Source organism: Streptomyces sp. NPDC049837, assembly GCF_040674455.1.
GTDB lineage: Bacteria > Actinomycetota > Actinomycetes > Streptomycetales > Streptomycetaceae > Streptomyces.
The window spans coordinates 319,558-344,872 of record NZ_JBFAMP010000003.1 but is presented as its reverse complement, the minus strand read 5'-3'; the positions used below and the strand labels follow the sequence as shown (position 1 = coordinate 344,872).

26 protein-coding genes are annotated in these 25,315 nt (G+C 73.2%); 19 read left to right on the top strand and 7 right to left on the bottom strand.

Features of this window, described 5'->3' with window-relative positions; genetic code table 11:
- Positions 1-149 precede the first annotated feature (149 nt).
- The 4 genes from AB0J57_RS09480 to AB0J57_RS09465 all read right to left on the bottom strand — a co-directional run bounded on the left by AB0J57_RS09480 (position 150) and on the right by AB0J57_RS09465 (position 4,764).
- Entirely contained in the window at positions 150-1,421 is a 1,272-nt protein-coding gene (locus tag AB0J57_RS09480; protein WP_366127455.1) for a HAMP domain-containing sensor histidine kinase, read from the bottom strand.
- Positions 1,421-2,167: a hypothetical protein gene (locus tag AB0J57_RS09475; RefSeq protein ID WP_366127454.1), complete on the bottom strand. Its 747-nt coding sequence runs from the start codon at positions 2,165-2,167 to the stop codon at positions 1,421-1,423. Before AB0J57_RS09475 ends, AB0J57_RS09480 begins: the two co-directional genes overlap by 1 nt.
- Positions 2,168-2,269: 102 nt before the next feature.
- Positions 2,270-2,515 carry a zinc-ribbon domain-containing protein gene (locus AB0J57_RS09470; RefSeq protein ID WP_366127453.1) on the bottom strand — a complete coding sequence of 82 codons (246 nt, stop codon included), beginning with the start codon at positions 2,513-2,515 and terminating at the stop codon, positions 2,270-2,272.
- Positions 2,512-4,764, bottom strand: coding sequence for a PBS lyase (locus tag AB0J57_RS09465; RefSeq protein ID WP_366127452.1), 2,253 nt, complete (start codon positions 4,762-4,764; stop codon positions 2,512-2,514). Before AB0J57_RS09465 ends, AB0J57_RS09470 begins: the two co-directional genes overlap by 4 nt.
- Before the next feature lie 144 nt (positions 4,765-4,908).
- On the opposite strand from AB0J57_RS09465, the gene AB0J57_RS09460 reads away from it, so the two are divergent.
- Complete coding sequence (locus AB0J57_RS09460) at positions 4,909-5,718, top strand: nuclease-related domain-containing protein (RefSeq protein WP_366127451.1); 810 nt, start codon at positions 4,909-4,911, stop codon at positions 5,716-5,718.
- Positions 5,719-5,741: 23 nt separating this feature from the next.
- Here AB0J57_RS09460 and AB0J57_RS09455 read toward each other — a convergent pair whose 3' ends face one another.
- Both AB0J57_RS09455 and ligD read right to left on the bottom strand, forming a co-directional pair.
- Positions 5,742-6,635, bottom strand: coding sequence for an ATP-dependent DNA ligase (locus tag AB0J57_RS09455; protein ID WP_366127450.1), 894 nt, complete (start codon positions 6,633-6,635; stop codon positions 5,742-5,744).
- A complete protein-coding gene (gene ligD, locus AB0J57_RS09450) occupies positions 6,632-7,516 on the bottom strand; it encodes a non-homologous end-joining DNA ligase (RefSeq protein ID WP_366127449.1) in 885 nt (294 codons plus the stop codon). Before ligD ends, AB0J57_RS09455 begins: the two co-directional genes overlap by 4 nt.
- A 40-nt stretch (positions 7,517-7,556) precedes the next feature.
- On the opposite strand from ligD, the gene AB0J57_RS09445 reads away from it, so the two are divergent.
- The 6 genes from AB0J57_RS09445 to AB0J57_RS09420 all read left to right on the top strand — a co-directional run bounded on the left by AB0J57_RS09445 (position 7,557) and on the right by AB0J57_RS09420 (position 13,251).
- Positions 7,557-8,567 carry a Ku protein gene (locus AB0J57_RS09445; RefSeq protein ID WP_366127448.1) on the top strand — a complete coding sequence of 337 codons (1,011 nt, stop codon included), beginning with the start codon at positions 7,557-7,559 and terminating at the stop codon, positions 8,565-8,567.
- A 327-nt stretch (positions 8,568-8,894) separates the two neighbouring features.
- Positions 8,895-10,103 (top strand): glycogen synthase, encoded by a 1,209-nt coding sequence (glgA, locus tag AB0J57_RS09440; protein WP_366127447.1) that lies wholly within the window; start codon positions 8,895-8,897, stop codon positions 10,101-10,103.
- A gap of 91 nt (positions 10,104-10,194) precedes the next feature.
- The gene (locus AB0J57_RS09435; RefSeq protein WP_366127446.1) at positions 10,195-10,902 is read left to right on the top strand and encodes an SDR family oxidoreductase; all 708 of its coding nucleotides are present in this window, start codon (positions 10,195-10,197) and stop codon (positions 10,900-10,902) included.
- Positions 10,903-10,931: 29 nt separating this feature from the next.
- Entirely contained in the window at positions 10,932-11,414 is a 483-nt protein-coding gene (locus AB0J57_RS09430) for a nuclear transport factor 2 family protein (RefSeq protein ID WP_366127445.1), read from the top strand.
- A 27-nt stretch (positions 11,415-11,441) separates the two neighbouring features.
- Positions 11,442-11,960: a nuclear transport factor 2 family protein gene (locus AB0J57_RS09425; protein ID WP_366127444.1), complete on the top strand. Its 519-nt coding sequence runs from the start codon at positions 11,442-11,444 to the stop codon at positions 11,958-11,960.
- Between the two features lie 40 nt (positions 11,961-12,000).
- Positions 12,001-13,251 carry an MFS transporter gene (locus AB0J57_RS09420; protein WP_366127443.1) on the top strand — a complete coding sequence of 417 codons (1,251 nt, stop codon included), beginning with the start codon at positions 12,001-12,003 and terminating at the stop codon, positions 13,249-13,251.
- A gap of 80 nt (positions 13,252-13,331) precedes the next feature.
- Here the strand turns inward: AB0J57_RS09420 and AB0J57_RS09415 are convergent, their stop codons facing one another.
- Complete coding sequence (locus AB0J57_RS09415; RefSeq protein WP_366127442.1) at positions 13,332-14,306, bottom strand: SMP-30/gluconolactonase/LRE family protein; 975 nt, start codon at positions 14,304-14,306, stop codon at positions 13,332-13,334.
- Positions 14,307-14,679: 373 nt separating this feature from the next.
- Between AB0J57_RS09415 and AB0J57_RS09410 the strand changes: the two genes are divergently transcribed.
- The 12 genes from AB0J57_RS09410 to AB0J57_RS09355 all read left to right on the top strand — a co-directional run bounded on the left by AB0J57_RS09410 (position 14,680) and on the right by AB0J57_RS09355 (position 25,294).
- The gene (locus AB0J57_RS09410; protein WP_366127440.1) at positions 14,680-15,891 is read left to right on the top strand and encodes a low temperature requirement protein A; all 1,212 of its coding nucleotides are present in this window, start codon (positions 14,680-14,682) and stop codon (positions 15,889-15,891) included.
- Positions 15,888-16,343 (top strand): nuclear transport factor 2 family protein, encoded by a 456-nt coding sequence (locus AB0J57_RS09405; protein ID WP_366127439.1) that lies wholly within the window; start codon positions 15,888-15,890, stop codon positions 16,341-16,343. Before AB0J57_RS09410 ends, AB0J57_RS09405 begins: the two co-directional genes overlap by 4 nt.
- 92 nt (positions 16,344-16,435) lie before the next feature.
- Entirely contained in the window at positions 16,436-16,882 is a 447-nt protein-coding gene (locus AB0J57_RS09400; protein ID WP_366127438.1) for a nuclear transport factor 2 family protein, read from the top strand.
- Positions 16,882-17,916, top strand: coding sequence for an ankyrin repeat domain-containing protein (locus AB0J57_RS09395; protein ID WP_366127437.1), 1,035 nt, complete (start codon positions 16,882-16,884; stop codon positions 17,914-17,916). Before AB0J57_RS09400 ends, AB0J57_RS09395 begins: the two co-directional genes overlap by 1 nt.
- Before the next feature lie 3 nt (positions 17,917-17,919).
- The gene (locus AB0J57_RS09390; RefSeq protein ID WP_366127436.1) at positions 17,920-18,228 is read left to right on the top strand and encodes a muconolactone Delta-isomerase family protein; all 309 of its coding nucleotides are present in this window, start codon (positions 17,920-17,922) and stop codon (positions 18,226-18,228) included.
- A 129-nt stretch (positions 18,229-18,357) separates the two neighbouring features.
- Positions 18,358-19,548 carry an MFS transporter gene (locus AB0J57_RS09385; protein ID WP_366127435.1) on the top strand — a complete coding sequence of 397 codons (1,191 nt, stop codon included), beginning with the start codon at positions 18,358-18,360 and terminating at the stop codon, positions 19,546-19,548.
- A 24-nt stretch (positions 19,549-19,572) separates the two neighbouring features.
- Positions 19,573-21,222, top strand: a complete 1,650-nt coding sequence (gene mdlC / locus AB0J57_RS09380; RefSeq protein ID WP_366127434.1) for a benzoylformate decarboxylase — start codon at positions 19,573-19,575, stop codon at positions 21,220-21,222.
- A gap of 14 nt (positions 21,223-21,236) precedes the next feature.
- On the top strand, positions 21,237-21,728 hold the full coding sequence (locus AB0J57_RS09375) for a cupin domain-containing protein (protein ID WP_366127433.1): 492 nt from the start codon (positions 21,237-21,239) through the stop codon (positions 21,726-21,728).
- A complete protein-coding gene (locus AB0J57_RS09370) occupies positions 21,725-22,675 on the top strand; it encodes an NADP-dependent oxidoreductase (RefSeq protein WP_366127432.1) in 951 nt (316 codons plus the stop codon). The genes AB0J57_RS09375 and AB0J57_RS09370 overlap by 4 nt, the downstream gene beginning before the upstream one ends.
- Positions 22,676-22,687: 12 nt before the next feature.
- Positions 22,688-23,542 carry an NmrA family NAD(P)-binding protein gene (locus AB0J57_RS09365; protein WP_366127431.1) on the top strand — a complete coding sequence of 285 codons (855 nt, stop codon included), beginning with the start codon at positions 22,688-22,690 and terminating at the stop codon, positions 23,540-23,542.
- Positions 23,539-23,835 (top strand): hypothetical protein, encoded by a 297-nt coding sequence (locus AB0J57_RS09360; RefSeq protein WP_366127430.1) that lies wholly within the window; start codon positions 23,539-23,541, stop codon positions 23,833-23,835. The genes AB0J57_RS09365 and AB0J57_RS09360 overlap by 4 nt, the downstream gene beginning before the upstream one ends.
- Before the next feature lie 79 nt (positions 23,836-23,914).
- A complete protein-coding gene (locus tag AB0J57_RS09355) occupies positions 23,915-25,294 on the top strand; it encodes an FAD-binding oxidoreductase (RefSeq protein WP_366127429.1) in 1,380 nt (459 codons plus the stop codon).
- Positions 25,295-25,315 lie beyond the last annotated feature (21 nt).

Sequence of the window (25,315 nt, the reverse complement as noted above, 5' to 3'; positions counted from 1 at the left end):
CCTCCTCGAGGCCGGCGGCCTTGGGTCACGGGCGAGGGAGCCCGGGCTTCGCTGCCAACCTCTGCGGGGGCGACCCTGCACGGCCCCGCCCCGGCCGGACGCCGGCTGCGGGACGGTGGGGGGTGCGCCCCGGGGGAGGCACCCTCCAATCAGGGCGTCGTGTCCTCGGTGGGCGGGGGGTATTCGCGGAGCGTGAGGCGGGCTTCGGCGCCGCCGTCCGGGGCGTTGCCGAAGTGCAGGTCCGCGCCGATGACCGACGCCTGGCCCGCCGCGATGGTGAGGCCCAGGCCGTGGCCCTTGCTGCCGCTCTCCGTGCGGAACCGCTGCGGCCCGTGCTCCAGGAGGTAGTCCGGGTACCCCGGCCCGTGGTCGCGGACGGTCACCACCGGGCCGTCCACCGTCAGGGCGACCGGCGGGGCGCCGTGCTTGTGGGCGTTGGCCACCAGGTTGCCCAGCACCCGCTCCAGGCGCCGCTTGTCCGTCTCCACGCGCGCGTCCCTGACGATCCGCACCTCCGTGTCCGTGCCCGACGCCCGCACCACCCGTTCGGCCAGCGGGCCCAGCTCATGCACGTCGAGGTCGACCTTCTCGGTGCGCGCGTCCAGCCGGGAGATCTCCAGCAGGTCCTCCGTCAGCGCCCGCATCGCCTTCACCCGGTCCCGCACCAGCTCCGCGGGCCGCCCCGGCGGCAACAGCTCGGCCGCCGCCGACAGCCCCGTCAGCGGCGTACGCAACTCGTGCGCCACGTCCGCCGTGAAGCGCTGCTCGCTCAGCAACTTGCCCTGGAGGCTGGACGCCATCGTGTCCAGCGCCCCCGACACGGTCGCCACCTCGTCCTCGGGATGCGCCGGGTCCTTCGTGCGGGGGTCGTTGACCCGCGCGTCCAGGTCGCCCGCGCTGATCCGCCGCGCCACCTGCGCCGTCAGGTGCAGCCGCCGGGTCACCCGCGTCACCGCGAACGAGCCGACCAGCAGCGTCGCCCCGATGGCCAGCACCGAGGAGCCGACGATCGCCTGGTCGAGGCCGCTGATGGTGCTCGCGCTCAGCGAGTAGTCCACGCGCACCGCCAGCGCCCGGCCGTCGGCGGGCCCGGCCGCCCACATGGTGGGCCGCCCCCCGGCGTCGTCGGCCACCAGCGTGCCCCGATGGCCCCGGACCGCGAGGTCACGGAGCGCGGAGGGGAGGCCGTCCGGGTCGACGCCCGCGTACGGCGGCAACGGCTCGCCCGCCTCGTACGAGCGCGTCACCTCCTCCAGCCGGTCCAGCGCCTTCTCCCGCGCCGTGTCCACCGTCTGCCGGGTCACCGACACATGCACCAGGGCGCCCAGCAGGGCGGCCAGCGCGCAGCACATGACCGTGATGAAGACCCCGGCCTTGAACGTGAGCGTCGCCATCCAGGCGGGCAGCCGCGGGCGCCGCATCACGCACCACCCGACGGCGACGCCGACGGCGACGGGGAAGGAGACGGCGGCGACGGAGAAGGCGGCGGCGCCGGCTTCACCCTGATGATCTCGTCCCGCGTCGGCAGCATCGTCCGCTGCTGGGCGTCCCACGACCACGCCGTGCGGTACTCGTATCCCGGAATGCCCGCCGAGACCACCCGTACGACCAGGTCCTTGCCCGCCAACTGCACACCCACGACCTGATCGACGGTGGACATGATCCTGGTCAGTCCGCCCTTCTCGGGCATGTACACGCGCAGTCCCGTCTGCTGCTCGGGCATCCGGATGCCGACGACCAGCTCGTCCTTGCCGTCCCCGGTGAGGTCGCGGTAGTACGGCGTCATCACCGGGCACTGCCTCGGCTTCGCCTCGCACTCCCGGATCTGCCGGGCCGTCTCCTCGTACATCCCGTCCGGGCCGCTGTACTCGTCGGGGTGCGCCGCCACCTCGGCCTGGACGACGTCCACGGGGTCGACCCGGTGGACGTCACCGCCGGGCACGGCCACGCCCGGGACCTGCGCGGTGTCGCTCTCGCCGTAGTCGTACGGGGGCGCGGTGACGGGCGGCAGGTCCGGCCACAGCCGGACGGGGCCGATGGCCGTCGGCGTGGGGCCCGCGCTCTGGAGCTCGCCCGCGTCGCCGCAGCCCGACAACAGCAGCGCGGCCACCGCGGCGCCGGGCAGCAGCACTGCCGCGTACACGGCGGCCGGGCGGTGCGGGCTCACGGTGCTCCTGACGGCTGGACGTGGTCGGTCTTCCGTAAACCTTATTCGTACGGAAGTCCCTTTTGTCGACCCGGCCCCGCTCCGTACGCCGGGCGCCCGCGGTCACGCTACCCGTGTGCCGCCCGACAGCAGCCGGTCGGCCTGCTCCCGCGTGATCCGCTCCTCCGCGCCGCAGAACGTGCACTGCGTCGCGTACGACGTCGCCACGGGGAACAGCGGCACGAAGAACAGCGTGAACCTGGTGGTCTTCTTCCGCAGCGCGTGCGCGGCGGGATTGCCGCACCGGCCGCAGACCAGCGTCAGCATGGCCAACTGCTGGAGGTACCCCTTCGTACCGAAGATGATCATCCGGCGGTCTCCTCTCCGGAGTGGCCCAGTGCCCGCCGGCACAGCGCCAGGAGCTTCTCGTCCTGGTGGACGTCGTGGTCGCCGGAGGTGCCCTCCGAGACGTTGTGCCGGCGCGGCCGGGCCAGCTCGGCCCGCAGCAGCGATGCCGCCTCCACCGGCACCGGGCCCAGCTCCGCGAGGCACTCGGCGATCTTCACGCGCGTGTGCCGGTTCTCCTTCCAGGCTCCCACCAGTACCGGCAGCGCCTCCCGGACCTCCCCGGTCACCCGGCACAGCGCCACGGCCGCGTCCACCCGCAGCCACACCCCGGGCGCCGCCAGGCACGCCCGCAGCTCCGGCGCCGCCGCCCCGGCCGCGCGTCCCATCGCGCCGACCGCCCACGCGGCCTCCCGCCGGTGCGCCGCGTCCCGTGCCAGCAGCAGGCCGCGCAGCCTCGGCACCACGGCACCGGCGTCGCCCGCCACCGCCCACAGCGCCCGGGCCGCCGACGTCGCCACCGCCACCGAGCAGTCGTCCAGCAGCGCCCGCAGGTCCCCGGCCGCCTCGTCCGCCGCCGGCCCGAACGCGGTCAGCGCCCGCAGCGACGACTCCACCACCCACTCCCGGCGGAACGCGGGCGCCCCGCGCAGCACCCGCAGCACCTCCGGCAGCGCCTCCGCCGCACCCAGGTGCGCCAGTGCCAGCAGCAGCGGGCCCGCCTCCTCGCTGAGCTCGTCGTCCAGCGGAAGCCCGCGCAGCCGGTGCCGCAGCGCGGGCACCAGCGGGGCGCCGGCCTCGCCCAGGTGCGTGATGGCGTAGCCGAGGCGGCTGTCCAGGCCGGGCTGCTCCAGGGCGCGGGCCAGCGCAGGCACCGCCCGCGCGTCACCGGTACGGGTGAGGGCCAGCAGTGCGCTGCCCATCCCGAACCGGCCGCCCGCCCGCTCGCCCACCCGCTCCGGCGCCCAGGGGGCCGGGTCGGCCGCCACCCTGGCCGCCAGCGCGTCCGCCGCCGGGCGGGCCACCTCGAACAGGCCCTCCAGCCACGTCACGGCCGCCTCACGCAGGCGTGGCTCGGGGTCCGCGAGCTGCGCCCCGACGAGCCGCACGACCTCGTCGTACGCCCCGCGCCACGTCCGCACCAGGCCGCCGCACATCCACACCGCGTCCGCCCGCTGGTCCCGGTCCGGGCTGCGCAACTGGGCGGTGACCAGCGCGATCCGGTCCTCGACCCGGTCGTCCAGGGCGCTGTGCAGGGTCCGCAGCAGGTCGTCCGCCCACGCCGTGCCGCGCCCGGCCCGCTGTTCCTCGCGCAGCTCCCGCAACTGGCCCACCAGGGTGGGCGTCGCGGGCCGCGGCTCGGCCTGCTCGTCGCCGAGCCCCGCGAACTCGGCGCGGCCGGGCAGGTCCAGCTCCGGCACGTCGGCCAGGGCACCCGCCGCACCCGCACCCGCCGCCGCACCCGCACCCGCCGCCGCGCTCGCCGAACCCGCCGCCGCACCCGCACCCGTCGCGTACCCGCGCCGCCCGGCCGGCGCCTCACGCAGCTCGTCGAGCAGTCCCGTCACCGTCACCACGACGTCCCGGGGCAGCCGCGCGGGGGCGCACCGCGCGAGCTGGGCGAGGGCCGCGAGCCGCAGGGCCGGGTCCTGGGCGGCGCCCATGAGCCAGCCGAGCCAGTCGGTGATCTCGTCGCGCAGCGACTCGTACCGCAGCGCGATCCGGCCCACGGCCTCCACCAGCGCGAGCCGCACCTCCGTGTCCGTCTCGACGGTCAGCCGCTCCCGCAGCAGGACCAGCACGCGCGCGGGGTCCCCGTGCAGCGAGGCGAGCGCGCCCGGCGCGGCCAGCCGCACCTCCCGGTCCTCGTCGTCGACCAGGCCGAGGAACACGTCCGCACCGGCGGCGACGGCGGCCGCCGCCATCGCGTAGTTCGCCGCGTCCTCGAACTCCTCGTCGTCCGGGTCCAGTTCGTCCAGCTCGTCGTCGCCGTCCAGGTCGATACCGCCGATGCTGGTCAGCAGTTCGATGACGCAGCCGCGGTCCTGGACCTCGGGCGTCGCCACCAGCTCCAGCAGGAAGGGGATGCAGGCGAGCGTCGAGTCGTACACGTCGCCCTGGTGGTGCACCGCGCCGTACATGCCGTCCAGCGCGACCTCCCGCTCCACCGGATCGGGAGACGCGAGCCCGCGCAGCAGCCCGGGCACGTCGTCCGCCGGACCGTAGGCATGACCCAGCGAGGCCCAGTCGACCTCGTCGATCCCCGTGAACATGCCGTCCCTCCCCGCGACCACTGCACTTGGGGGCAATAGTGCACCACACCGCCGGTGCCCATGCCCCGCCAATCGGACACGCCCGACGCCGTCCCTTGCCGTCGCCGGGCGCGGCTGTTCCCATGGGCGTGGGGGTGATGGGGCATGACCGCACTGCGGGTCACACCGGTCGGGCTCAGCGGCCGCCGGCGGCTCCGGGTGAGCCTGCCGGACGGCCGGGACATCGCCTGGTACGACCGGGACAGCGGCCGGATCAGCCTGCTGTCCGAGGCGTACTCCGAGGCGTACGAGGACGAGGTCGTCGCGGCGCTCGCGCCCTACGTCACCGGCGAGGTCACCGTCGGCCCGCCGCCCGTCCCCACCGCCTCCGACCTGGCCCGTCTCACCCTCCACCCGGACGACGACCTCGCCCCCAACCGCCCCGGCGAGGCCCTGTACGCCGCCCTCGACCAAGCCCCCGCGCGCCGCTTCCGCAACGACCCGCGCCCGGTGGAGCTGGCCGCCCAGCGGCGCGTCGGCGATGCCCTCGACGGGCTGGACGCGGCGGGCTGGCGGGCCCTGCACTGCGTGCCCCTGCCGGGCGGTGCCCGCATCGACCACCTGGCGATCGGCCCCGGCGGCGTGTTCGCGGTGCGCACCCTCGCGGCGCGCGGCCGGCGGGCCCGGATCGCCGATCCGTACGTCGCCACCGGCCGCGCGGAGCCGCGGCCGCACCTGCGGTGGGTCCGCCGGGACGCCGAGCGGGCCGCACACGCCCTGGCCACGGCCGTGCGCCCGGTCCTCGCGGTGGCCGACCCGGGCCGGCTGGAGGTGCCGCCCGGCCTGGACGGCGTCAGGGTGCTGCGGGACGGCGAGATCCCGTCCCTGGCGCGGCTCGGCGGTGTCCTGAAACCGGCGGACGTGGACGCCCTGTACACGGCGGCCCGCGACCGCCGCACCTGGCTCCGTACCTGAACGGCCTGAACGGCCCGAACGGCCTAGTGCGGCTCCTTCAGCCGCAGCACCGTCGTCACCGTGTGCCGGGTCGTGCCGGTGGCGACCTCCGCCGTCAGCTCGGGCGGTACGGAGACGTAGGGCACCTCGCCGATGCCGACCGCCATGGCCGTGCCCGCGTCGCCGGGGGTCAGGGCCGCGAGGGCGGCGCCCGCGCGGGCGCGCAGCGCGGGCGGCAGGGGGCTGGAAACGACCGGGGTGTCGTCGTCGGGGAGGACCAGCACCAGGGAGGCGGGCCGCTGCCGGCTGCCGGTGAACCCGACCACCACCGCGTCCCAGGTGTCGGTGTGCCGCAGTTTGCGCCACGCGCGCGTGCCCGCCTTGTACGGCTGGTCCAGCCGTTTGACGACCAGGCCCTCCACACCGATCTCGGGCAGCGTCTCGTACCAGGTCGCGGCCAGCTCCGGGTCGGTCGTCATGGGGACGGGCTGGATGGGCGGGCCCAGGTCCGCGAGCAGCTCCACCAGCCGCTCGCGGCGCGCCGCGTACCGCCGCGGACGGAGGTCGGCGCCGCCCGCCGCGAGCACGTCGAAGGCGGCGTACGAGGCGGGCAGCCGCCGTGCGAGCCCGGGCGCCCGGCCGGGGGTGGCGGCGGCGCGGCCCTGGACGGCGGCGAAGTCGATGCGGCCCTCCCGCCAGACGACCACCTCGCCGTCGAGGACGGTGCCGTCGGGCAACTCCCGGGCGGCCGCCGCCAGATCGGGGAACGCGGCGGTGACGATCCGCCCCGAGCGGGCCTGGAGGAGCACCCCGTCGCCCTCGCGGAAGATCACCATCCGGTGGCCGTCGAACTTGGGTTCGTACGCCAGTCCCGGCTCGCGCGGCAGGGCGCCGACGGTCTGCGCGAGGGCCACCTTCAGTGGCGGCTTCAGGGTCATGGCAGCGGCCCCGCCCGCTCCGGGTCCAGCAGGGGGGCCAGCAGGTCCCCGTAGTCCTGGAGGCGGGGTGCCATGTCGGCCATGAGGAAGGTGAGCTGCGCGGGGTCGCCGCAGGACTCGACCTCCTCCCAGGTCACGGGCGCCGAGACGGCCGGCTCGCGGCGGGCGCGCAGGGTGTAGGGGGCGGCGGTGGTCTTGGCGGCGTTGTTCTGGCTGTGGTCGACGAAGACCTTGCCGGGCCGCAGCGCCTTGGTCATCCGGTGCACGACCAGCGCCGGGAGCTCCTCCTCCGCCTCGACGGCGAGCTGCTTGGCGTACGCCTGGACCCGTTCCGAGGGCGCCGGCTCCAGCGGCACGTACAGGTGCATGCCCTTGGCGCCGGAGGTCTTGGCGTACGCGTCCAGGCCGTCCTCCGCGAGCCGCTCCCGCAGCCAGAGCGCGACCCGGCAGCACTCCACGACGGTGGCGGGCGCGCCGGGGTCGAGGTCGAGGACGAGCCGGTCGGCGACGGCGGGCGCGTCGGCCTGCCACTGCGGGGTGTGGAACTCCACGACCAGGTTCGCCGCCCACATCAGGGACGGCAGGTCCTGGACCATCACCTGGCGGGCGTTCTTGTCCTCCGATCGGGGGACGGAGACGGTTTTCACCCAGGAGGGGGTGCCGGGGGGCGGGTTCTTGGTGAAGAAGAGCTGGCCGTCGGGGCCGTCCGGATAACGGAGGAAGGACAGGGGACGGTTCAGGAGGTGGGGGAGGAGGCAGGGGGCGGCGGTCGCGTAGTAGTGGAGGATCTCGCCCTTGGTGGTCCCGGTGGCGGGGTGGATGACCTTCTCCAGGTTGCTGAGCGCCAGGCGCCGCCCCTCCACCTCCGTGATCGGCGTCATACGATGAGAATCCCACGAATCGGTACGAAAGGGATGAACCGTGCGATCCATTTGGAATGGCGCCATCTCATTCGGCCTGGTCAGCATCCCCATCAAGCTGGTGAACGCGACCGAGAACCGGTCCATCTCCTTCCGGCAGATCCACACCGAGGACGGTGGCCGGATCCGCTACCGCAAGGTGTGCGAGCTGGATGGCGAGGAGGTGTCGACGGACGAGATCGGCAAGGCGTACGAAGAGGCCGACGGCACCATGATCCCGATCACCGACGAGGACCTGGCCTCGCTGCCGCTGCCGACCGCCAAGACGATCGAGATCGTCGCTTTCGTACCGGCGTCGCAGATCGATCCCCTCCAGATCGACACGGCGTACTACCTGTCGGCGAACGGGGTGCCCGCCGCGAAGCCCTACACCCTGCTGCGCGAGGCGCTCAAGCGCAGCGACCGGGTGGCCATCGCCAAGTTCGCGCTGCGCGGGCGCGAGCGGCTGGGGATGCTGCGGGTCGTCGACGACGTCATCGCCATGCACGGGCTGCTGTGGCCGGACGAGATCCGCAGCCCCGAAGGCGTGGCCCCGGACACCTCGGTGACCGTCCGGGACGCCGAACTCGACCTGGCCGACGCCCTGATGGACACCCTCGGCGAGGTCGACATCGAGACGCTGCACGACGACTACCGGGAGGCGGTCGAGCAGTTGATCGCCGCCAAGGCCGAGGGCGCCGAGGTCGCCCCGCCGAAGGAGGAGAAGGCCGGCGGCCAGGTCATCGACCTGATGGCCGCGCTGGAGAGCAGCGTACGCGCGGCCCGCGAGGCGCGCGGCGAGGGCGAGGCGGAGGAGGCCTCGGTCCACGAACTGCCGGGCCGCAAGAAGGCCGCCGCCGCGCCCAAGGAGCGGGGCGCGAAGAAGTCCACCGCCAAGTCGGCCGCGAAGAAGGCCGCCCCGGCCCGCAAGTCCACCTCGAAGACGGCCGCGAGCGGCAAGGCGGCCGAGAAGAAGACGACGGCGAAGAAGTCCACCACCAAGAAGTCCCAGCCCCGCAAACGCGCGTCCTGAGCCGGTGCGTTCACCCGGCCCCGAACCAGGCCCCGAGCCCCGGTGCGGGCCTGCGCCGCGCCCACCGCCCTGCCGGCCGCGCGCCGGGCGCCGCACCCGCCGGGGAACCCCGCCCCGCCACCGGGGCGCCCGTCCGGTGGGGCGCGTTCCGGGGCGGCACGCCCCCGGAGCGCCGCCCCGATTGGCTACCGTCCGCCGGAGGGGGAACCGCGGCGGGGGAACGACCGCCCCGCCGTACCGCCGCCGTGGGGCCTTCCACCGTGCGCCGCGCTCCCGAGCGGGGCGCGGCCGCACCGTCTTTCAGGCCCTCGACGTCAGGAAGTACGCATGAATTCGCCAACGCCCGCCATACGCGTCGATCTGCTCACCAAGGAGTACCCGCCCGAGGTCTACGGCGGCGCCGGCGTCCACGTCGGCGAACTCGCCCGGGAGTTGCGCGCGCTGGTCGACCTGCGGGTGCACTGCTTCGGTGAGCCGCGCACCGCGCCCGGGGTGACCGCCTACCGGGAACCCGCCCTGGCCGGCGGCGCCAACCCGGCGCTGCGCACCCTCGGCGTGAACGTGGAGATGGCCGCCCGCTGCGAGGGCACCGACGTGGTGCACAGCCACACCTGGTACGCCAACGCCGCCGGGCACCTGGCCAAGGTCCTGTACGGCGTACCGCACGTGGTGACCATGCACAGCCTGGAGCCGCTGCGGCCCTGGAAGGCCGAGCAGCTCGGCGGCGGCTACGCCCTGTCGTCGCTGGTGGAGCGCACCGCCGTCGAGGCCGCCGACGCGGTCGTCGCCGTCTCGCGCGGGATGCGCGAGGACATCCTCCGCGTCTACCCGGACGTCGACCCCGCCCGCGTCCACGTCGTGCACAACGGCATCGACACCACCGTCCAGCGCCCCGACCACCGGGTGGCGGCCCTGGAGCGGTACGGCGTCGACCCCACCCGGCCCATCGTGCTGTTCGTCGGCCGGGTGACCCGCCAGAAGGGGCTGCCGCAGCTCCTGCGCGCCGCCTTCGAACTCGACCCGGCCGCCCAGCTCGTGCTGTGCTGCGGCCAGCCGGACACCCCGGAGATCGCCGCCGAGACCGCCGCGCTGGTCGACGAGCTGAGCCGGGTGCGCGGCGGGGTCGTCCGCATCGACGGCATGCTCGACCAGGACTCGCTGCGCCAGTTCCTCACCCACGCCTCGGTGTTCGTCTGCCCCTCGCTGTACGAGCCGATGGGCATCGTCAACCTGGAGGCCATGGCGTGCGGCACGGCCGTCGTCGCCACCGCGACCGGCGGCATCCCCGAGGTCGTCGCGGACGGGGAGACCGGCCTGCTCGTACCGATCGAGCAGGAGCGGGACGGGACGGGCACGCCGCTCGACGAGAAACGATTCGCCTCGGACCTCGCGGCGGCCGTCAACGAGCTGCTCGCCGACCCCGCGCGGGCGGCCGCCATGGGCGCGGCCGGGCGCACCCGCGCCGAGGAGCGGTTCGGCTGGCAGGAGGCGGCGCGCCGGGTGCACGCCGTCTACCAGGCGCTCACCGGCGGCTGAACCCCCGGGGCTCAACCCCCCTGGCGCGACCTCATGTTGTCGCGCCGGAATCTTTGACCCCGCCGTACCGGCCGCCGCTAGCTTCGTCACCATGTCCCACGCGCCGCACACAATCCGCACCGCGCTGGTCACCGGCGGCAACCGGGGTATCGGCCTGGAGGCCTGCCGCCGGCTTGGCCGGGCGGGCCTCGACGTCGTCCTGGCCGCGCGCGACCCCGCGCGCGGCCGCGCGGCGGCCGGCCGGCTCTCCCGGGAGGGCCTGACCGTCCGGTTCGAGCAGCTCGACGTCACGGACGCCGACAGCGTGAAGGCGTGCGCCGCCCGGCTGGCCGACGCCGGTACCGAGGTCGACGCCCTCGTCAACAACGCCGGTGTCTACCCCACCGACCCGTTCTTCGCCGTCAGCGAGGAGACGATGCGGCAGGCCGTCGAGGTGAACCTCATGGGCTCCTTCCGCACCTGCCAGGCGTTCGTCCCCGGCATGGTCCGGCGCGGCCACGGGCGCGTCGTGAACGTCTCCTCCGGCCTCGGCGCGATGACGGACAACGTCCCTTCCCCGGCGGCGTACGGCATCACCAAGGCCGCGCTCAACGCACTCACCCTCGTCGTCTCCGCCGCCGTCCCGTCGTCGGTCAAGGTCAACGCGGTCTGCCCCGGCTGGGTCCGCACCGACATGGGCGGGTCGTGGGCGCCGACCAGCGTCGAGGAGGGCGCGGACACGGTCAGTTGGCTGGCGCTGCTCCCGGACGACGGGCCCAGCGGCGGGTTCTTCCGCGAGCGCCGGCGGATCCCGTGGTGACCAGCCACGCACACACGAAGGGAAGAACGATGAAGCTCTCCTCCGGCCGCCGAGGGCGCCGCACGGTTGGGATCGTGGTCGCCGCCGTGCTGATCTTCGGCGTGGGAGCCGCGTTCAGCAGTGACTACGTGCAGGCCGCGGCCAGCGAGGCCCTGCGCTCCACCCCCGAGGCCCACGAGCCGAAGGCCCTCGCCTCGCTGGACCCCGCCGTCCGCGCCTACGTGGACGCGGTGGACGGCGCCGACGCCGACGCACTGGCCGCCGCGTTCCACGAGGACGGCACGGTGACCGACACCGGGCGGCGGTTCCAGGGACGCGACGCCATCCGCGCGTGGGCGGCGGACGAGGTGATCGGCGGCAAGGTCACGGTGCTCGGCAACACCCCCGGCGACAACGGCTCCACCGTGCTGCTCCGGTTCGACCCCGAGGGCCTGCTCGCCGGGTTCCGGGCCCGCTACGAGTTCACGCTCAAGGACGGGCTGATCCACCGCGTGTCCATGAGCTACGCCTGACCACCGACCCACCCAGGGAGAAATGTCATGAGAAAGCGCCTGATACCCCCGGCCCTGCTCACCGCCGCCCTGCTCCTGGGCGCGACCGCCTGCTCCGACGGCGACAGCGGCAACAGCGGCGGCGGCAGCGGTGAGGACCGGGCCGCCGCCTCGTCCCCCACGCCCGGCGACACCGTCTCGCAGGTCCAGGAGTCCCCCGCTCCCCGGCCGTCCGGCAATGCCGACAACGATGCCGTCGACCCCGCCGCCCAGGCGTACGTCGACGCCGTGGCCGCCAAGGACCTCGACGCGCTGGTCGCCGCCTTCCACCCGGACGCCGAACTCACCGATGTGGGCCGCGAGTTCACCGGTCACGACGAGATCCGCGACTGGGCCCGCAACGAGGTCATCGGCGGCACGCTCACCGTCCTGAAGAACACCCCCAAGTCCAACGGCACCACCCTCCTCGTCCGCTTCGCCCCCGGCGGCACCGGCGGCTTCGAGGCCAACTACGAGTTCGACGTCCGCGACGGGCGCATCGAGAAGCTCAACCTCCAGTACGCCTGACAGCACGCCCGTCCCACCGTCCAAGCAGAAGGGCTCCCGTATGAGCACCGCAACCGCAGCCGGGCCCGGCCCGACCCGTCATAAGCTCGCGCTGGCCGCACTGGGCCTCGGCGCGTTCGTCATCGGGACCGCCGAGCTCGTCATCGTCGGCGTGCTCAGCCTGATCGCGGGCGACCTGGACATCTCCGTCAGCACGGCCGGCCTGCTGGTCACCGCGTACGCGCTCGGTGTCTCCCTCGGCGGGCCGGTCGTCACCGCGGCGACCATCAGGCTGCCCCGGCGCACCCTGCTGTGGGTCGCCCTGGCCGTGTTCATCGCCGGCAACCTGGTCGCCGTCTTCTCCGCCGCCTTCGGCCTGCTGCTGGCCGCCCGCGTCCTGTGCGGCGCCATCCACGGCCTCTACCTCGGCGCCGCGTCCACCGTGGCCACCGGCCTGGTGGCCGCCGAGCACCGCGGGCAGGCCGTCGGCCTGGTCTTCGGCGGCATCTCCGTCTCGACCGTCATCGGTGTGCCGCTCGGCACCCTGATCGGCCAGGGCCTCGGCTGGCAGGCCACCTTCGGCAGCGTCGTCGTGCTCGGCGCGCTCGCGCTCGTCGCCACCCTGGTGCTCGTGCCGCCGGTCGAGCACACCAGCGCCGACGGGCTCGGCGCCCAGGCCCGGCACGCCTTCCACCCCCGAGTGCTGGCGATGCTGGCGGCCACGGTCCTGCTGATGGGCTCCCAGTTCATCGCCTTCACCTACCTCACCCCGTTCCTGGAGGACGTCACCGGCATCTCCGGCGGCGCGGTGGGCGCCTTCCTGCTGATCTTCGGTGTCTTCAGCGCCATCGGTACGTTCGCGGGCGGCCGGTTCGCCGACATCAACGCCTCCGCCACGCTCCTGGCCGGCAACCTCGTGGTGATCGTCGCCATGGCCGCGCTGTGGGCGTTCGGCTCCAACGCCTGGCTGGTGGGCCTGGCCCTGGCCGGCTGGGGCATCGTCGGGTTCGGTGTCACGCCGTCCTTCCAACTGCGGGTCATCTCCCTCGCGGGCGAGGGCGCCGACCTGGCCGCCACGCTCGGCGCTTCGGCCGCCAACGTGGGCGTGGCCGCCGGTGCGGCGGTCGGCGGCTGGGCCCTGGCCGCCTTCGGTACCGGCGAGGTGCCCGTGGTCGCCCTGATCGCCGCCGTCGTGGCGCTGCCCGTGGTGTGGGCGACGCGCTTCCTGAAGGTGCCGCAGACGCCGGCTTCCGGCACGCCCGCGGCCGGGGCGGACAGCGTCACCAACGTACCGGTGACGACCGCCGGCTGACCCACCCGCCACCGCCACCGCCACCGCCACGACCAGGCCGGGGCCCGCCCCTTCGGGGGACGGGCCCCGGCCTCCTTTCGTCAGAACCCGGTCACGTCGGCGATGGTGAACGGGAGCTCGGCCGTACCGCCGGCCATCTTGTCGAACTGCGAACGCACCACGTACAGGTGGCTGTTACGGCGCACGAGCGTCGTCGGCATCTCCAGCGTGGCGTCGACGATCTGGCGCTCCACGGTGAACGAGGTGGCGTCGGAGTTCAGCCTCAGCCGGCTCAGGGTGTCGTTGCCGTAGTGCGCGAGCCACACCTTGCCGGACTCCAGGTGCAGCCCGTCGCCGTACTTGAGGCTGACCGTACCGGTGATCTTGCGCATCGCACCGGATCTCAGGTCGATCCTGTACAGCCCGCCGCCGGCCGAGTCGACGGTGATCAGGTAGCTGCCCGTCGCGTCGGCCTCGATGCCGTTGAGCGTGACGGTCTTCGCCGGCTGCGGCGGTATGACGCCGGTGAGGTTGTACGCGGTGGTCAGCGTCCCGCCGTTGCCCCCGGCGCCGATCGCCGTCTTGAGCTGGGCCGGGGTGACGCGGTAGACCACCGCCAGGTACGAGTCGGTCACGTAGGCCGTACCGTCCGGGGCGATGTCCAGGTCGTTGAGCAGGGACGACTCCGGGGACGACACGGTGAAGTGGGCGACGCGGGTGCGGGTGGCGAGGTCGTAGACCATCACGCCCTTGGGGTCGGTGACCCACAGCCTGCCGGAGGCGTCCACCTTGAGCCCGGCCGCCGTGGTGCGGCCGTCGGCGCCGTCCGGCAGGAACACCTCGGCGGCCTTCTGGCCGGCCGGCGTCCGGTAGATCGCGCCGGTGGCGTACGAACCGACGTAGAAGTCGCCGGTCTTGGCGTCCACGGCGATGCCCTCGGGGAAGGCCCGCGCGCCCGGCAGCGTGAAGGCGGTACCGGCCCTGTACACGGCCTCGGCGCCGTCGTCTTCGGCGACGGCCGTACCCGCCATGCCGGTGAGGGTGAGCAGTCCGGCCAGGGAAAGTCCCACGGCCATCAGGGAACGGAAAGGACGAATGCGGTGCACGTGTTTCTCTCTTCTCTCGAAGGGCGGCTTCGGGCCAACCCGCCCAGGTGCGAGAGACCTTATGTTTCGGACGGCACACCCCGGCCGGGCCGAAATACGTCCCGGTAAGGCGCCGGGGTGGCCGAAAAGCTCAGGTGGGGCAGAAAGTCGGCGCGGAAAATATCCCCCGATTCAGATGTCCGAGGACATGCAGACTTTCTCATGTCAAGTGCGGATTTTGCCGTTCCACCGGCTGCGCCCGGACGTTCGGAAGCCGGACCCCCGACCCGGTATGCGCGCGACTTCATGATGTCCGGACGAACTCTTTGACCCGCCCGCCGGGGTGGCCGTTACCTTCACGACCATGTCCACGGAAGCCATTCCGGAAGGCACCCGGGAAGCCGGCGACGACGCGCCGCTGGATGACAACGCGCGGGTCACGACCCTGGAGCTCTTCTTCGACCTCGCCTTCGTCTTCAACTTCACCCAGCTCGCCCGGGTCTTCAGCGACCGCATGAACCCCGAAGGGGTCCTCCAGATCCTGCTGATCTTCTGGCTGCTGTGGTGGATGTACGGCGGGTACGCCTGGCTCACCAACCACGTGCCCCCGCACGGCAGACACCAGCGGCTGCTGCTGCTCCTCGGCATGGCGTCGTTCCTGGTCATCGGTCTGACCACGCCCAACGCCTTCAACGGCGACGGGGTCGCCTTCGGCGTCGGCTACCTGCTGATCGTCAGCGTCCACGCCGCCCTGTTCGCCTTCAGCGGGCCCAGCGCCGCCCGCAACATGCTGCGCATCGCGCCCTTCCACGTCACCGGGGCGCTGCTGATCATCTGCGCCGGGTTCCTCGACGGGGTGCCGATGTACCTGTGCTGGAGCGGCGCCGTGCTGCTGGAGATCCTCGCGCCGGTCATCACCGGCGTCTCCGGGTTCGACCTGAAACCCGGTCACTTCGTGGAACGCCACGGGCTGCTGATGATCATCGCGCTGGGCGACTCGTTCCTGGCGCTGGGCATCGGCACCGACGGCGCCCCGGCGGGGCTGTCCGTCGTCACCACGGCCGTACTGATCTTCGTCATCCCGGCCTGCCTGTGGTGGGTGTACTTCAACGAGTCCGAAAAGGCCCGGCGCGCCGAAGTCGCCCTGGAACGGCAGGACTCCACCACCCGCTCCCGGATGGCGCTGTCCGCCTTCTTCTACGCGCACGTGCCCATGCTGCTCGGGCTGATCCTGATCGCCGCCGCCGTGAAGAAGACCATCGCGCACCCCTTCGCCGAGCTGCCGCTCGCCCCGTCCCTGGCGCTGGCCGGCGGCGTGGCCCTCTACCTGGCGGGCATCGCCTGGTTCCACGGAATCCTCAAGATCGGCCCGCAGCGGTTCCACTTCGCGGCCGCCGGGCTCGCCTTCCTCACCGTGCCGGCCGGCCACCTCGGTGCCGCCGTCGCCGAGGTGATGTCCCTCGGGGCCCTGATCGTCTGCGCGCTGTTCATCGAGCACCGGTGGACCAAGCAGTCGGGCCACACCTGTTACGCACCCACACAACCCACCGAGAATCTGGAGGTGGTCGGCCGATGAGTACCACGGCGGACCGGCTTGACGTCATCGACACCTGCACCCGCATGGGCTGGTACACCGACCAGCGCGACTGGGACGCCCTGGAGCAGGTGTTCACGGACGAGGTCCGGCTCGACTACACCAGCCTCAACGGCGGCGAGCCGGCCGTCCTCCCGGCCAAGGACCTGGTCGCCGCCTGGTCCGGGCTGCTCGGCAGCTTCGCCGCCACCCAGCACCTGTTCACCAACTTCCTCGTCGATCTGACCGGCGACGAGGCCGTGTGCACGGCCATGTTCCAGGCCACGCACAAGCTGCCCAACGAGCACGGTGGCCCGCTGTGGACCCTGGGCGGCCACTACCGCTTCGCGCTCCGGCGCACGGAGAGCGGCTGGCGCATCCATGACGTCGTGATGACGGCGACATGGGCGGACGGGAACCAGCAACTGTTCACCATCGCCGCCCAGAATTCCTGAAGCTCAGGAAGTCGGCAGCACATTGTTGGCGGGCGGCCGGAAACGGAACCACTATCTTCTGGGAATTCTCCCGTGCTTATCGAGGAGTACACATGAGTGACCTCACAGCAGAGACTCGCAAGGTCGCCCAGCGCTGGTTCGACGCGCTCGCCTCCGGGGATTTCGAGACCTGCCTCGGACTGCTCGCCGACGATGTCGAGTGGATCAACTACACGCCGGTACCCGGCTACAACGACGACATGAAGTGGATCGGCACGATCCGCGGCCGTGACGCGGTCCTGGCCAGCCTCCAGATCTTCACCGGCGAGTGCGAGGTCAAGTTCGAAAAGCTCGTCAATCTTGCGGTCGACGGCGAGAACGCCGCGGGCGTCATCCACGAGCTGTCGGTGGTCCGGAGCACCGGGCTGGAATTCGAGATCGAATTCGTCCAGTGGCTGACCGTCCGCGACGGGAAGATCGTCCGCTGGAAGTCGTACACCGACCCCTCCACGATCATCCGCGCCCTGCGCGGTGACACGTCCGGGCAGGAGGCCGCCTGATGAGCGCCGACCTCATCGCGGCCGTCCGCGACCGCGACACCGCCAACGTGGCCGGGCTGCTCTCCGCCGGCGCCGACCCGTCCACCCGCGAGGCCGGCAGCGGCCTTACCGTCCTGATGATCGCCGCCGGGCAGGCCGACGCGCCGACCGTGCGCGCGCTGATCGCGGCGGGCGCCGACGTCCACACCGCCGACACCCGCGCCGGGGCGACCGCCCTGCACAAGGCGTGCCAGGGCGGCAGCCTCGACGTGGTGCGCGCGCTGGTCGAGGCGGGCGCGTTCGTCGACGCCGTCGCGCCCACCACCGGGCACACCGCCCTGATGGACGCCCTCTGGTACAAGTACCCGGACATCGCCGAGTACCTGCTCGCCAACGGCGCGTCCCTCAAGGTCTACACGCACTACGGCTTCTCGCTGGAACAGCACTTCGAGTACGAGCTCAACGTCAACACCTTCGGCAAGGACAAGCTCCTCAAGGCCGAGCAGCACCTCAACGCCCGGCGCGCGAGCGACGAGGCGGCGGTCGCCCGGCAGGAGCTGATGGCCGCCACCACCGAGGGCGACACCGAGCGCGTCCGCAAGCTCCTGGACGGCGGCGCCGAGGTCGACGAACGGTTCCCCTTCCTGGGCGGGTTCAACGACTGGCACACCCCGCTGCTCGTCGCCTCCCGCGACGGCCACGGCGAGATCGTCGCGCTGCTGCTGGAGGCGGGCGCGGACGTCAACGCGGTGGAGCCGACGTTCGGCGCCGTACCGCTGCACAAGGCCGTCTACAACGGTCACGCCGACATCACCGCCCAGCTCGTCACCCGGCCCGGCATCGACCTGGACTTCCAGGGCGCGACGAACGGCTACACCCCGCTGCACGACGCGCTGTGGCACGGCTACGAGGAGTGCGTCCGCATCCTCGTCGGCGCCGGCGCCCGCCTCGACCTGGTCGGCCACGACGGCAAGACGCCGCTCGACCTGGCGGTCGAGGTCTTCGGCGCCGACCACGCGCTCACCGCACTGATCCGCGACACCGACGGGAAGTGACCCATGCTGTTCTACGTCCAGATGAAGTGGAAGCACGAGGGCCGCATCACGCTCGACGAGCTGTGGGAGCTGGAGCAGGAAGAGGCGATCCACGCCCAGGAGACCGTCGACTCCGGCTTCTGCGTGGGCATCTGGAAGGTCGCCGCCCAGAAGCGGGTCATCGCCATCATCGACTCCCCGGACGCCGAGGAACTCGACCGCACGGCCCTGGGCCGCCTCCCCATGCGCGAATACCTGGAGTTCGAAGAGGTCTGGCCGCTCCGCGACTACCTCGGCTTCGCCGAGGACGTCAAGCAGCGCTACAAGGTCTGACCCGGGGCTGCGCACCCCGGACCCCCCACTCCCGCCGCGCCCCGGCTTCCCCCCCACGCCGGGGCGCGGGTGCCCGGGGGTGCCGTGGCACACATTGTCCGAACGTCGAAACGAAGGAGGGGCTCGCGGATGAGCGGGACCCGGAGCAGTACCTACGCGCTCGCCGCGCTCGGGCTCGGCGCGTTCGTGATCGGCACCGCCGAGCTGGTGATCGTCGGGGTGCTCAGCCTCATCGCGGGCGACCTGGACGTGTCCGTCGGGACGGCGGGCCTGCTGGTCACCGCGTACGCGCTCGGCATCTCGCTCGGCGGCCCCGTGGTGACCGCCGCGACCATCCGACTGCCCCGCCGCACGCTGCTGTGGCTCGCCCTCGCCGTGTTCATCGCGGGCAACCTCGTCGCCGTGGTCGCGTCCGCGTTCGGGCTGCTGCTCGCCGCGCGGGTGGTCACCGGCGCCATCCACGGGCTGTTCATCGGCGTCGCCTCCGCCGTCGCCGCCGGGCTCGTACCGGCCGAGCGCCGCGGGCAGGCCGTCTCCATGGTGTTCGGCGGCATCGCCGTCTCCACCGTGATCGGCGTGCCCCTCGGCACGCTCGTCGGCCAGTCCATCGGCTGGCGCGCCGCGTTCACCGGCATCGTGATCCTCGGCGCCCTCGCGCTCGTCGCCGTCCTCGCGCTCGTACCCGCCGTCGACGGCAGCGGCTCGGGCGGGCTGCGCGCCCAGGCGCGGCACGCCTTCGCGCCCCGGGTGCTCGCCATGCTGGGCATCGGACTGGTCCTCCTGGGCGGGCAGTTCACCGCCTTCACCTACCTCGCGCCCTACCTGGAGGACGTCACCGGCATCTCCGGCGGCGGCGTCAGCGCCTTCCTCCTGATCTTCGGCCTGGCCAGCGCCATCGGCACGTTCGCCGGCGGGAAGTTCGCCGACCGGAACGCCGACCTCACCCTCCTCGTCGGCAACACCGTCCTCGTCCTCGCCCTCGGCGCGCTCCACCTCACCGGCTCCAACCCGGTCCTCGCCGGGCTCGCCCTGGCCGCCTGGGGGCTCGTCGGGTTCGGCATCGTGCCGTCCCTCCAACTGCGGGTCATCTCCCTCGCCGGCCCCGGCGGCGACCTCGCCGCCACCCTCGGCGCCTCGGCCGTCAACGCGGGCATCGCCGCCGGCGCCGCCATCGGCGGCTGGGCGGTCGCCACCTACGACATCTCCCGCGCACCCCTCGTCGCGCTGATCGTCTGCGCCCTCGCCCTCCCCGCCACCTGGGCCGGGCGCAAGCTCACCGTCCCCGCACCGGCCACAGCCGTGCCCAGCCCCGCCAACTAACCCACCCCCGTCAGGAGAATGACCGTGACCGAGGCAACCGGCCACCGGACCGTACGCGACGAAACGCTGGACGTCCTGCGCCGACTGGGTCTGACGACCATCTTCAGCAACCCCAGCCACACCGAGATGAAGCTCTTCGAGGCCTGGCCCGACGACGAGTTCCGGTTCGTCATGGGCCTCCAGGAGGCGTCCGTCGTCGGCATGGCGGACGGCTACGCCCAGGCCACCGGCGAACCCTCGCTCGTCATCATCAACGGCGGCCCCGGCCTCGCCAACGCCATGGGCAGCGTCTACACCGCGGCCTCCGCCAAGACCCCCATGGTCATCCTGGGCGGCCAGCAGGCCCGCAAGATGCTCCTCGGCGAGCCGTTCCTGATCGCCAAGGACTCCACCCAGCTCCCCAAGCCGTACATCAAGTGGGCCGGTGAGCCCGCCCGCCCCCAGGACGTCCCGGCGATGATCGCCCAGGCGTACCGGATCGCCAAGCAGGCCCCCCAGGGCCCGGTGTTCGTGGCCGTCCCCGAGGACGACTTCGTCCGTCCCGCCGACCCCAACCCGGTCCGCATCCCCACCGTCGAGAACGCCACCGTCCCGTCCCCGGCCGCCCTGGACCGCATCGCCGCCGCCCTCAACGGCGCCCGGCGCCCCGGCATCGTGGCCGGCGGCCCGGTCGACGCCCAGGGCGCCCGCGGCGCGCTGATCGAGCTGGCCGAGAAGCTCAACGCCCGCGTCTGGGGCGCGCCCGTGTGGAACCGTGGCGCGTTCCCGGAGGACCACCCGCTGTTCGCCGGTGTCCTGCCGCCCATCCCCGAGCTGATCAACGAGCGGCTGTCGGCGCAGCACGACGTGGTCGTCGTCTTCGGGGGCCCCGCCTTCACGCTGTTCACCGCCTGGGACCTGTTCTCCACCGCGCCCGCCGACCTCGACCGGAGCCCCCGCCCCACGCTCACCGAGGACGTCGAGTTCCTGCACGTCACCGACGACCCGCAGGCCGCGGCCGCCACCCTGGCGAACACGGCGTTCGTCGCCCCGCCCGGCGCCGTCGTCCAGGCGCTGGTCCCGCTGGTCGAGCAGCGCGAGCGCGTCGCCCTCACCCCCGTACGGGAGCCCGTGCCCGTACCGGAGCCGTCCACGCCGCTGACCCAGGCGTACCTGTTCCACCTGCTGTCCAAGGAGCTGCCCGAGACGGCGGTGCTGTTCGAGGAACTGCCCATCGCCCGCGCCGACTTCCACGAGCAGATCCCGCTCGGCGCCGGCAACGGCTACTTCGCCACCGCCAGCGGCGCCCTCGGCTTCCCCTTCGCCGGCGCCGTCGGCTACGCGCTCGCCCGCCCGGACCGCCGCGCGGTCGTGGTCGTCGGCGAGGGCTCGGCCCAGTACACGCTGCACTCGCTGTGGACGGCCGCCCAGCACAACCTGCCGGTCACCTTCGTCATCCCGGACAACGCCGGCTACCTGTCGCTGAAGTACTACCTCCAGGACCAGAAGTCCTGGGAGAAGGGGTACGACCTCAGCGGCGTCGACATGGCGCAGCTCGCCCGCGGCTTCGGCGTGCGCGGTGAGCGCGTCGAGACACCGGAGGGCCTCCAGGCGGCGCTGCGCGAGTCGCTGAACGCCGACGGCCCCGTCCTGCTCGACGTCGTGGTCGCCGACCCCGGCCTGTTCCGCCTCTGACCCCGGAGACCCAGATGACCACCGAGACCGTGGCCCACCCCGAGGGCAAGGTCGTCCACCACCCGGCGGGCACCGGCCCGACGTACTGGTTCGGCGACGCCATCTACACCTTCAAGGCGACCCGCGAGAACACCAACGGCTCCCTCACCTTCGCCGAGGCGTCCGTCCCGCCCGGCGGCGGCCCGCCGCCGCACATCCACCCGCACGCCGACGAGGCGTTCTACATCCTCAACGGCGACATCGAGTTCCTCAACGGCGAGAAGACCTTCACCGCCCACGACGGGGACTTCGTCTTCGTGCCGCGCGGTACCCGCCACCGGTTCCGCAACGTCGGGCTGCACGTCAGCCGCATGCTGTTCATGTTCACCCCGGCGTACCTGGAGAACTTCTTCATGGAGATCGGCCAGGAGGCCCGGGCGGGCGAGGCGCCCATCCCGCTCACCCCGCTCCAGAAGCAGCAGATCGTGGAGTTCGCGCCCCGCCACGACCTGCACCTCGCACCGTGACGCCGCCGGCCGTGATGCGGGCGGCCGTCATCGGCTCCTTCGGCGGGCCGGACGCCCTCCGCGTACGGGAATTGCCCGTGCCGGTCCCCGGTGAGGGCGAGGTGCTGGTCCGCGTCCACGCGGCCGGCGTCAACGCCATCGACTGGGCGACCCGGGCCGGCCAGGGCGTCGGCGTGGAGGGGTTCCCCGCCGTGCTGGGCTGGGACGTCTCGGGCACGGTGGCCGCCACCGGCCCGGGCGTCCGGCGGTTCACCGAGGGCGACGCCGTGTTCGGCATGCCGCGCTTCCCGGCCCTGGCGGGCGGGTACGCCGAGTACGCCGTCGCCCCCGAGACCGAACTCGCCGCCAAGCCCGACGGCGTGGACCACATCGTGGCCGCGGCCCTGCCCATGGTGGGGCTCACCGCCTGGCAGACGCTGTTCGAGCACGGCGGGCTGCGCCCCGGCCACCGGGTCCTGGTGTCCGGCGCCGCCGGGGGAGTCGGGCACATCGCGGTGCAGTTGGCCGTGGACGCGGGCGCCGAGGTCATCGGCACCGCGTCCCCCGTCAACCACGACTTCGTCCGCTCCCTCGGCGCCCACCAGGCGGTCGACTACCGCACCGTTCCCCTCCAGAAGGAGGTCTCGGACGTGGACCTGGCCGTCGACCCCATGGGCGGGGCCGAGTTCTTCCGGCTCCTCGACGTCGTACGCCCCGGCGGGATCGTCGTCACGCTGAAGGGCGAGGGCCCCGACTACCGGCAGACCGCGCAGGCGCACGGCGTGCGCGCCGGTTTCACCTACGTCCACCCCGACGGGCCGGTCCTCGACCGGATCGCGGGCCTGCTCGCCGCCGGCAGCGTCCGCCCCGAGATCCAGCGGGTGTTCCGGCTGGACCAGGTGGGCCAGGCACACGCGCTGGGCGAGGAGGGCCACGTCCGTGGCCGCCTCGTGCTGGACCTGACGTAAGAAGGAGTACGCATGATTCTGGTGACCGGAGCCACCGGCCACGTCGGCGGCGAGCTGACCGCGAGGCTGGCCGGCTCCGGCCGGCCGGTGCGCGCCCTGGTCAGGAAGCCCGCCGGACCGGAGGCCGCCGCACTGCCCGCCGGGGCGGAGGCGGCCGTCGGCGACCTCAACGATCCCGAGTCGCTGCGCCCCGCCCTCAAGGGCGTACAGGCGGTGTTCCTGCTGCCCGGGTACGCGGACATGCCGGGCCTGCTCGCCGAGTTCGCCCGCGCCGGGGTCGAGCACGTGGTGCTGCTGTCCAGCATCGCCGCCCCGGACGGCGACCTGGACAACGCCATCTCCCGGTTCATGATCCGCTCCGAGGAAGCGGTACGGGGCTCCCTCGTGCCCTGGACGATCCTCAGGCCCAGCGGCTTCATGTCCAACACCTTCCAGTGGACCGCGCAGTTGGCGGCCGGGGACGTGGTGCGCGCCCCGTTCCCCGCCGTGCCGGTCGCCATGATCGACCCGTACGACATCGCGGCCGTCGCCGCGCACGTCCTGCTCGACCCGGACCACTACGGCCGCGCGCACGCCATCAGCGGCCCCGAGCCCCTGCTGCCCGCCGACCGGGTGCGCGTCCTCGCCGAGGTCCTCGGGCGTCCCCTGCGCTTCGAGGGCCAGAGCGACGAGGAGGCCCGCGAGGAGATGGCGGACAGCGGCACGCCCCCCGAGTACATCGACGCCTTCTTCCGCTACTACGCGGAGGGCACCCTCGACGACTCCAAGGTCCGGCCCACCGTCGCCGAACTCCTCGGCCGCCCGCCGCGCACCTTCACCCAGTGGGCCCGCGCCCACGCCGACGCCTTCCAGGAGGAACCCTCGTGAGCACCGTAGAGACCGTCAAGTTCAAGCTGATACCCGGCACCGACACCGCCCGCTTCGAGACCCTCGACCGGAAGGTCGAGACCGAGTACATGGCCAAGCGCCCCGGCTTCCTCTCCCGCGAGGTCTCCCGCAGCGAGGACGGCGAGTACCTGGTGATCGTCCACTGGGCCACCCCGGAGGACGCCGACGCCACCATGAAGGGCTTCTTCTCCGCCGCCGAGACGCAGGACTTCCTCGCGGCCGTCGACAAGACCACGGTCCAGTCCGGCCGTTACGCACAGGTCGCCCGCTGATCCTGTCTCCATCGCAAGGGCGCCCGGCCTGCCCGGGCGCCCTTCGCTTTGCGGCCACACCGACCGAAGGGACACTTCCATGCGATCTACTTCGCTCACCACCGGACCCGGCGCGGAACTGCGGGCGGCCGTACGCGGCACCGTCCTCCTACCCGGCGACGCCGCCTACGACAGCGCGCGGCGGATCTGGAACGGCGCCGTCGACCGGCGCCCCGCCGTACTGGTCCGCTGCGCCGACGGCCGGGACGTGGCCACGGCGATACGCGTCGCGCGTGAACACGGCCTGCCGCTCGCGGCACGCGGCGGAGGCCATGACTGGGCCGGGCGGGCCCTGCACGACGGCGGCGTCGTCCTCGACCTGCGCGCGCTCGACGGGGTTACCGTGGACGCCGGCACGGGCACTGCCGAGGTCCAGGGCGGCGTCCGAGCAGGTGACCTCGTCGCCGCCGCCCACCACCACGGCTTCCGCCCCGTCCTCGGCACGGTCAAGGCCGTCGGCGTGGCCGGGCTCACCCTCGGCGGCGGGTACGGGCTCCTCGGCGGCAGTCACGGCCTGGCGGCCGACAACCTGCTCGGGGCCCGCGTCGTCCTGGCCGACGGCACCGAGGTCACCGCCGACACCGACGAGAACCCGGACCTGTACTGGGCGCTGCGCGGAGGCGGCGGCAACTTCGGGGTCGCCACCCGCCTGCGCTTCCGCGTCCACCCCGGCACCACCGTCCGGTCCGGCCTGCTCCTCTTCCCTCTCACCGAGGCCCGGACCGTCCTGCGCGGCTACCGGGAGCTGATCGCCGAAGCACCGGACGAACTGACCGTGATGGCGGGCTTCTTCACCGGCCCCGAAGGCGCCCCTGTGCTGTTCCTGCTGCCTGTGTGGAGCGGCGACCCGGCCCGCGGCGAGGAGGCGACTGCCCCGCTCGCCCGGCTCGGCACACCGGTATTCGGCCAGGTCGCCCCCATGGCGTACCAGGACGTCCTCGGCATGTTCGACGACACCATCGTCGACGGCCGCCACAACGAGATGCGCACGCGCTGGCTGCCCGGACTCACCGACACCACCGCGGACCTGCTCGTCTCGGCGGCCGCCCGCATGACGTCACCGTACTCCGGGATCTTCCTGCACCACTTCCACGGCGCCGCGGCCCGCGTCCCGGTCACCGACACGCCCTTCGCCCTCCGCCGGGACCACCTCCTCGTGGAGATCGCCGGCTCCTGGGTCCCGGAAGGGGCCGCGGCCGTCGACATCGCCCACCGCCAGTGGGCGCGCGAGGTGTCCGCCGAGCTCGCCGGGCACGCCCTGCCCGGCGGCTACCCCAACCTGCTCGGCGCCGACGAGCGCGAGCGTGCCCTGCTGGGCTTCGGCCCCAACGCCGCCCGGCTGCTGGACGTCAAACGCCGCTACGACCCCGACGGCGTCTTCAGCGCCGTACCGGCCCTCGCCCCGGCCCGCCACCCGTGACGGACGGCCGGGGCGAGGGCA

Excerpts from the sequence above, each read along its gene's own strand:
- AB0J57_RS09480 (WP_366127455.1), bottom strand. The coding sequence starts at position 1,421 with ATGCGGCGCCCGCGGCTGCCCGCCTGGATGGCGACGCTCACGTTCAAG.
- AB0J57_RS09470 (WP_366127453.1), bottom strand. The coding sequence starts at position 2,515 with ATGATCATCTTCGGTACGAAGGGGTACCTCCAGCAGTTGGCCATGCTG.
- AB0J57_RS09465 (WP_366127452.1), bottom strand. The coding sequence starts at position 4,764 with ATGTTCACGGGGATCGACGAGGTCGACTGGGCCTCGCTGGGTCATGCC.
- AB0J57_RS09460 (WP_366127451.1), top strand. The coding sequence starts at position 4,909 with ATGACCGCACTGCGGGTCACACCGGTCGGGCTCAGCGGCCGCCGGCGG.
- AB0J57_RS09455 (WP_366127450.1), bottom strand. The coding sequence starts at position 6,635 with ATGACCCTGAAGCCGCCACTGAAGGTGGCCCTCGCGCAGACCGTCGGC.
- ligD (WP_366127449.1), bottom strand. The coding sequence starts at position 7,516 with ATGACGCCGATCACGGAGGTGGAGGGGCGGCGCCTGGCGCTCAGCAAC.
- glgA (WP_366127447.1), top strand. The coding sequence starts at position 8,895 with ATGAATTCGCCAACGCCCGCCATACGCGTCGATCTGCTCACCAAGGAG.
- AB0J57_RS09435 (WP_366127446.1), top strand. The coding sequence starts at position 10,195 with ATGTCCCACGCGCCGCACACAATCCGCACCGCGCTGGTCACCGGCGGC.
- AB0J57_RS09430 (WP_366127445.1), top strand. The coding sequence starts at position 10,932 with ATGAAGCTCTCCTCCGGCCGCCGAGGGCGCCGCACGGTTGGGATCGTG.
- AB0J57_RS09425 (WP_366127444.1), top strand. The coding sequence starts at position 11,442 with ATGAGAAAGCGCCTGATACCCCCGGCCCTGCTCACCGCCGCCCTGCTC.
- AB0J57_RS09420 (WP_366127443.1), top strand. The coding sequence starts at position 12,001 with ATGAGCACCGCAACCGCAGCCGGGCCCGGCCCGACCCGTCATAAGCTC.
- AB0J57_RS09415 (WP_366127442.1), bottom strand. The coding sequence starts at position 14,306 with ATGGCCGTGGGACTTTCCCTGGCCGGACTGCTCACCCTCACCGGCATG.
- AB0J57_RS09410 (WP_366127440.1), top strand. The coding sequence starts at position 14,680 with ATGTCCACGGAAGCCATTCCGGAAGGCACCCGGGAAGCCGGCGACGAC.
- AB0J57_RS09405 (WP_366127439.1), top strand. The coding sequence starts at position 15,888 with ATGAGTACCACGGCGGACCGGCTTGACGTCATCGACACCTGCACCCGC.
- AB0J57_RS09400 (WP_366127438.1), top strand. The coding sequence starts at position 16,436 with ATGAGTGACCTCACAGCAGAGACTCGCAAGGTCGCCCAGCGCTGGTTC.
- AB0J57_RS09395 (WP_366127437.1), top strand. The coding sequence starts at position 16,882 with ATGAGCGCCGACCTCATCGCGGCCGTCCGCGACCGCGACACCGCCAAC.
- AB0J57_RS09390 (WP_366127436.1), top strand. The coding sequence starts at position 17,920 with ATGCTGTTCTACGTCCAGATGAAGTGGAAGCACGAGGGCCGCATCACG.
- AB0J57_RS09385 (WP_366127435.1), top strand. The coding sequence starts at position 18,358 with ATGAGCGGGACCCGGAGCAGTACCTACGCGCTCGCCGCGCTCGGGCTC.
- AB0J57_RS09375 (WP_366127433.1), top strand. The coding sequence starts at position 21,237 with ATGACCACCGAGACCGTGGCCCACCCCGAGGGCAAGGTCGTCCACCAC.
- AB0J57_RS09365 (WP_366127431.1), top strand. The coding sequence starts at position 22,688 with ATGATTCTGGTGACCGGAGCCACCGGCCACGTCGGCGGCGAGCTGACC.
- AB0J57_RS09355 (WP_366127429.1), top strand. The coding sequence starts at position 23,915 with ATGCGATCTACTTCGCTCACCACCGGACCCGGCGCGGAACTGCGGGCG.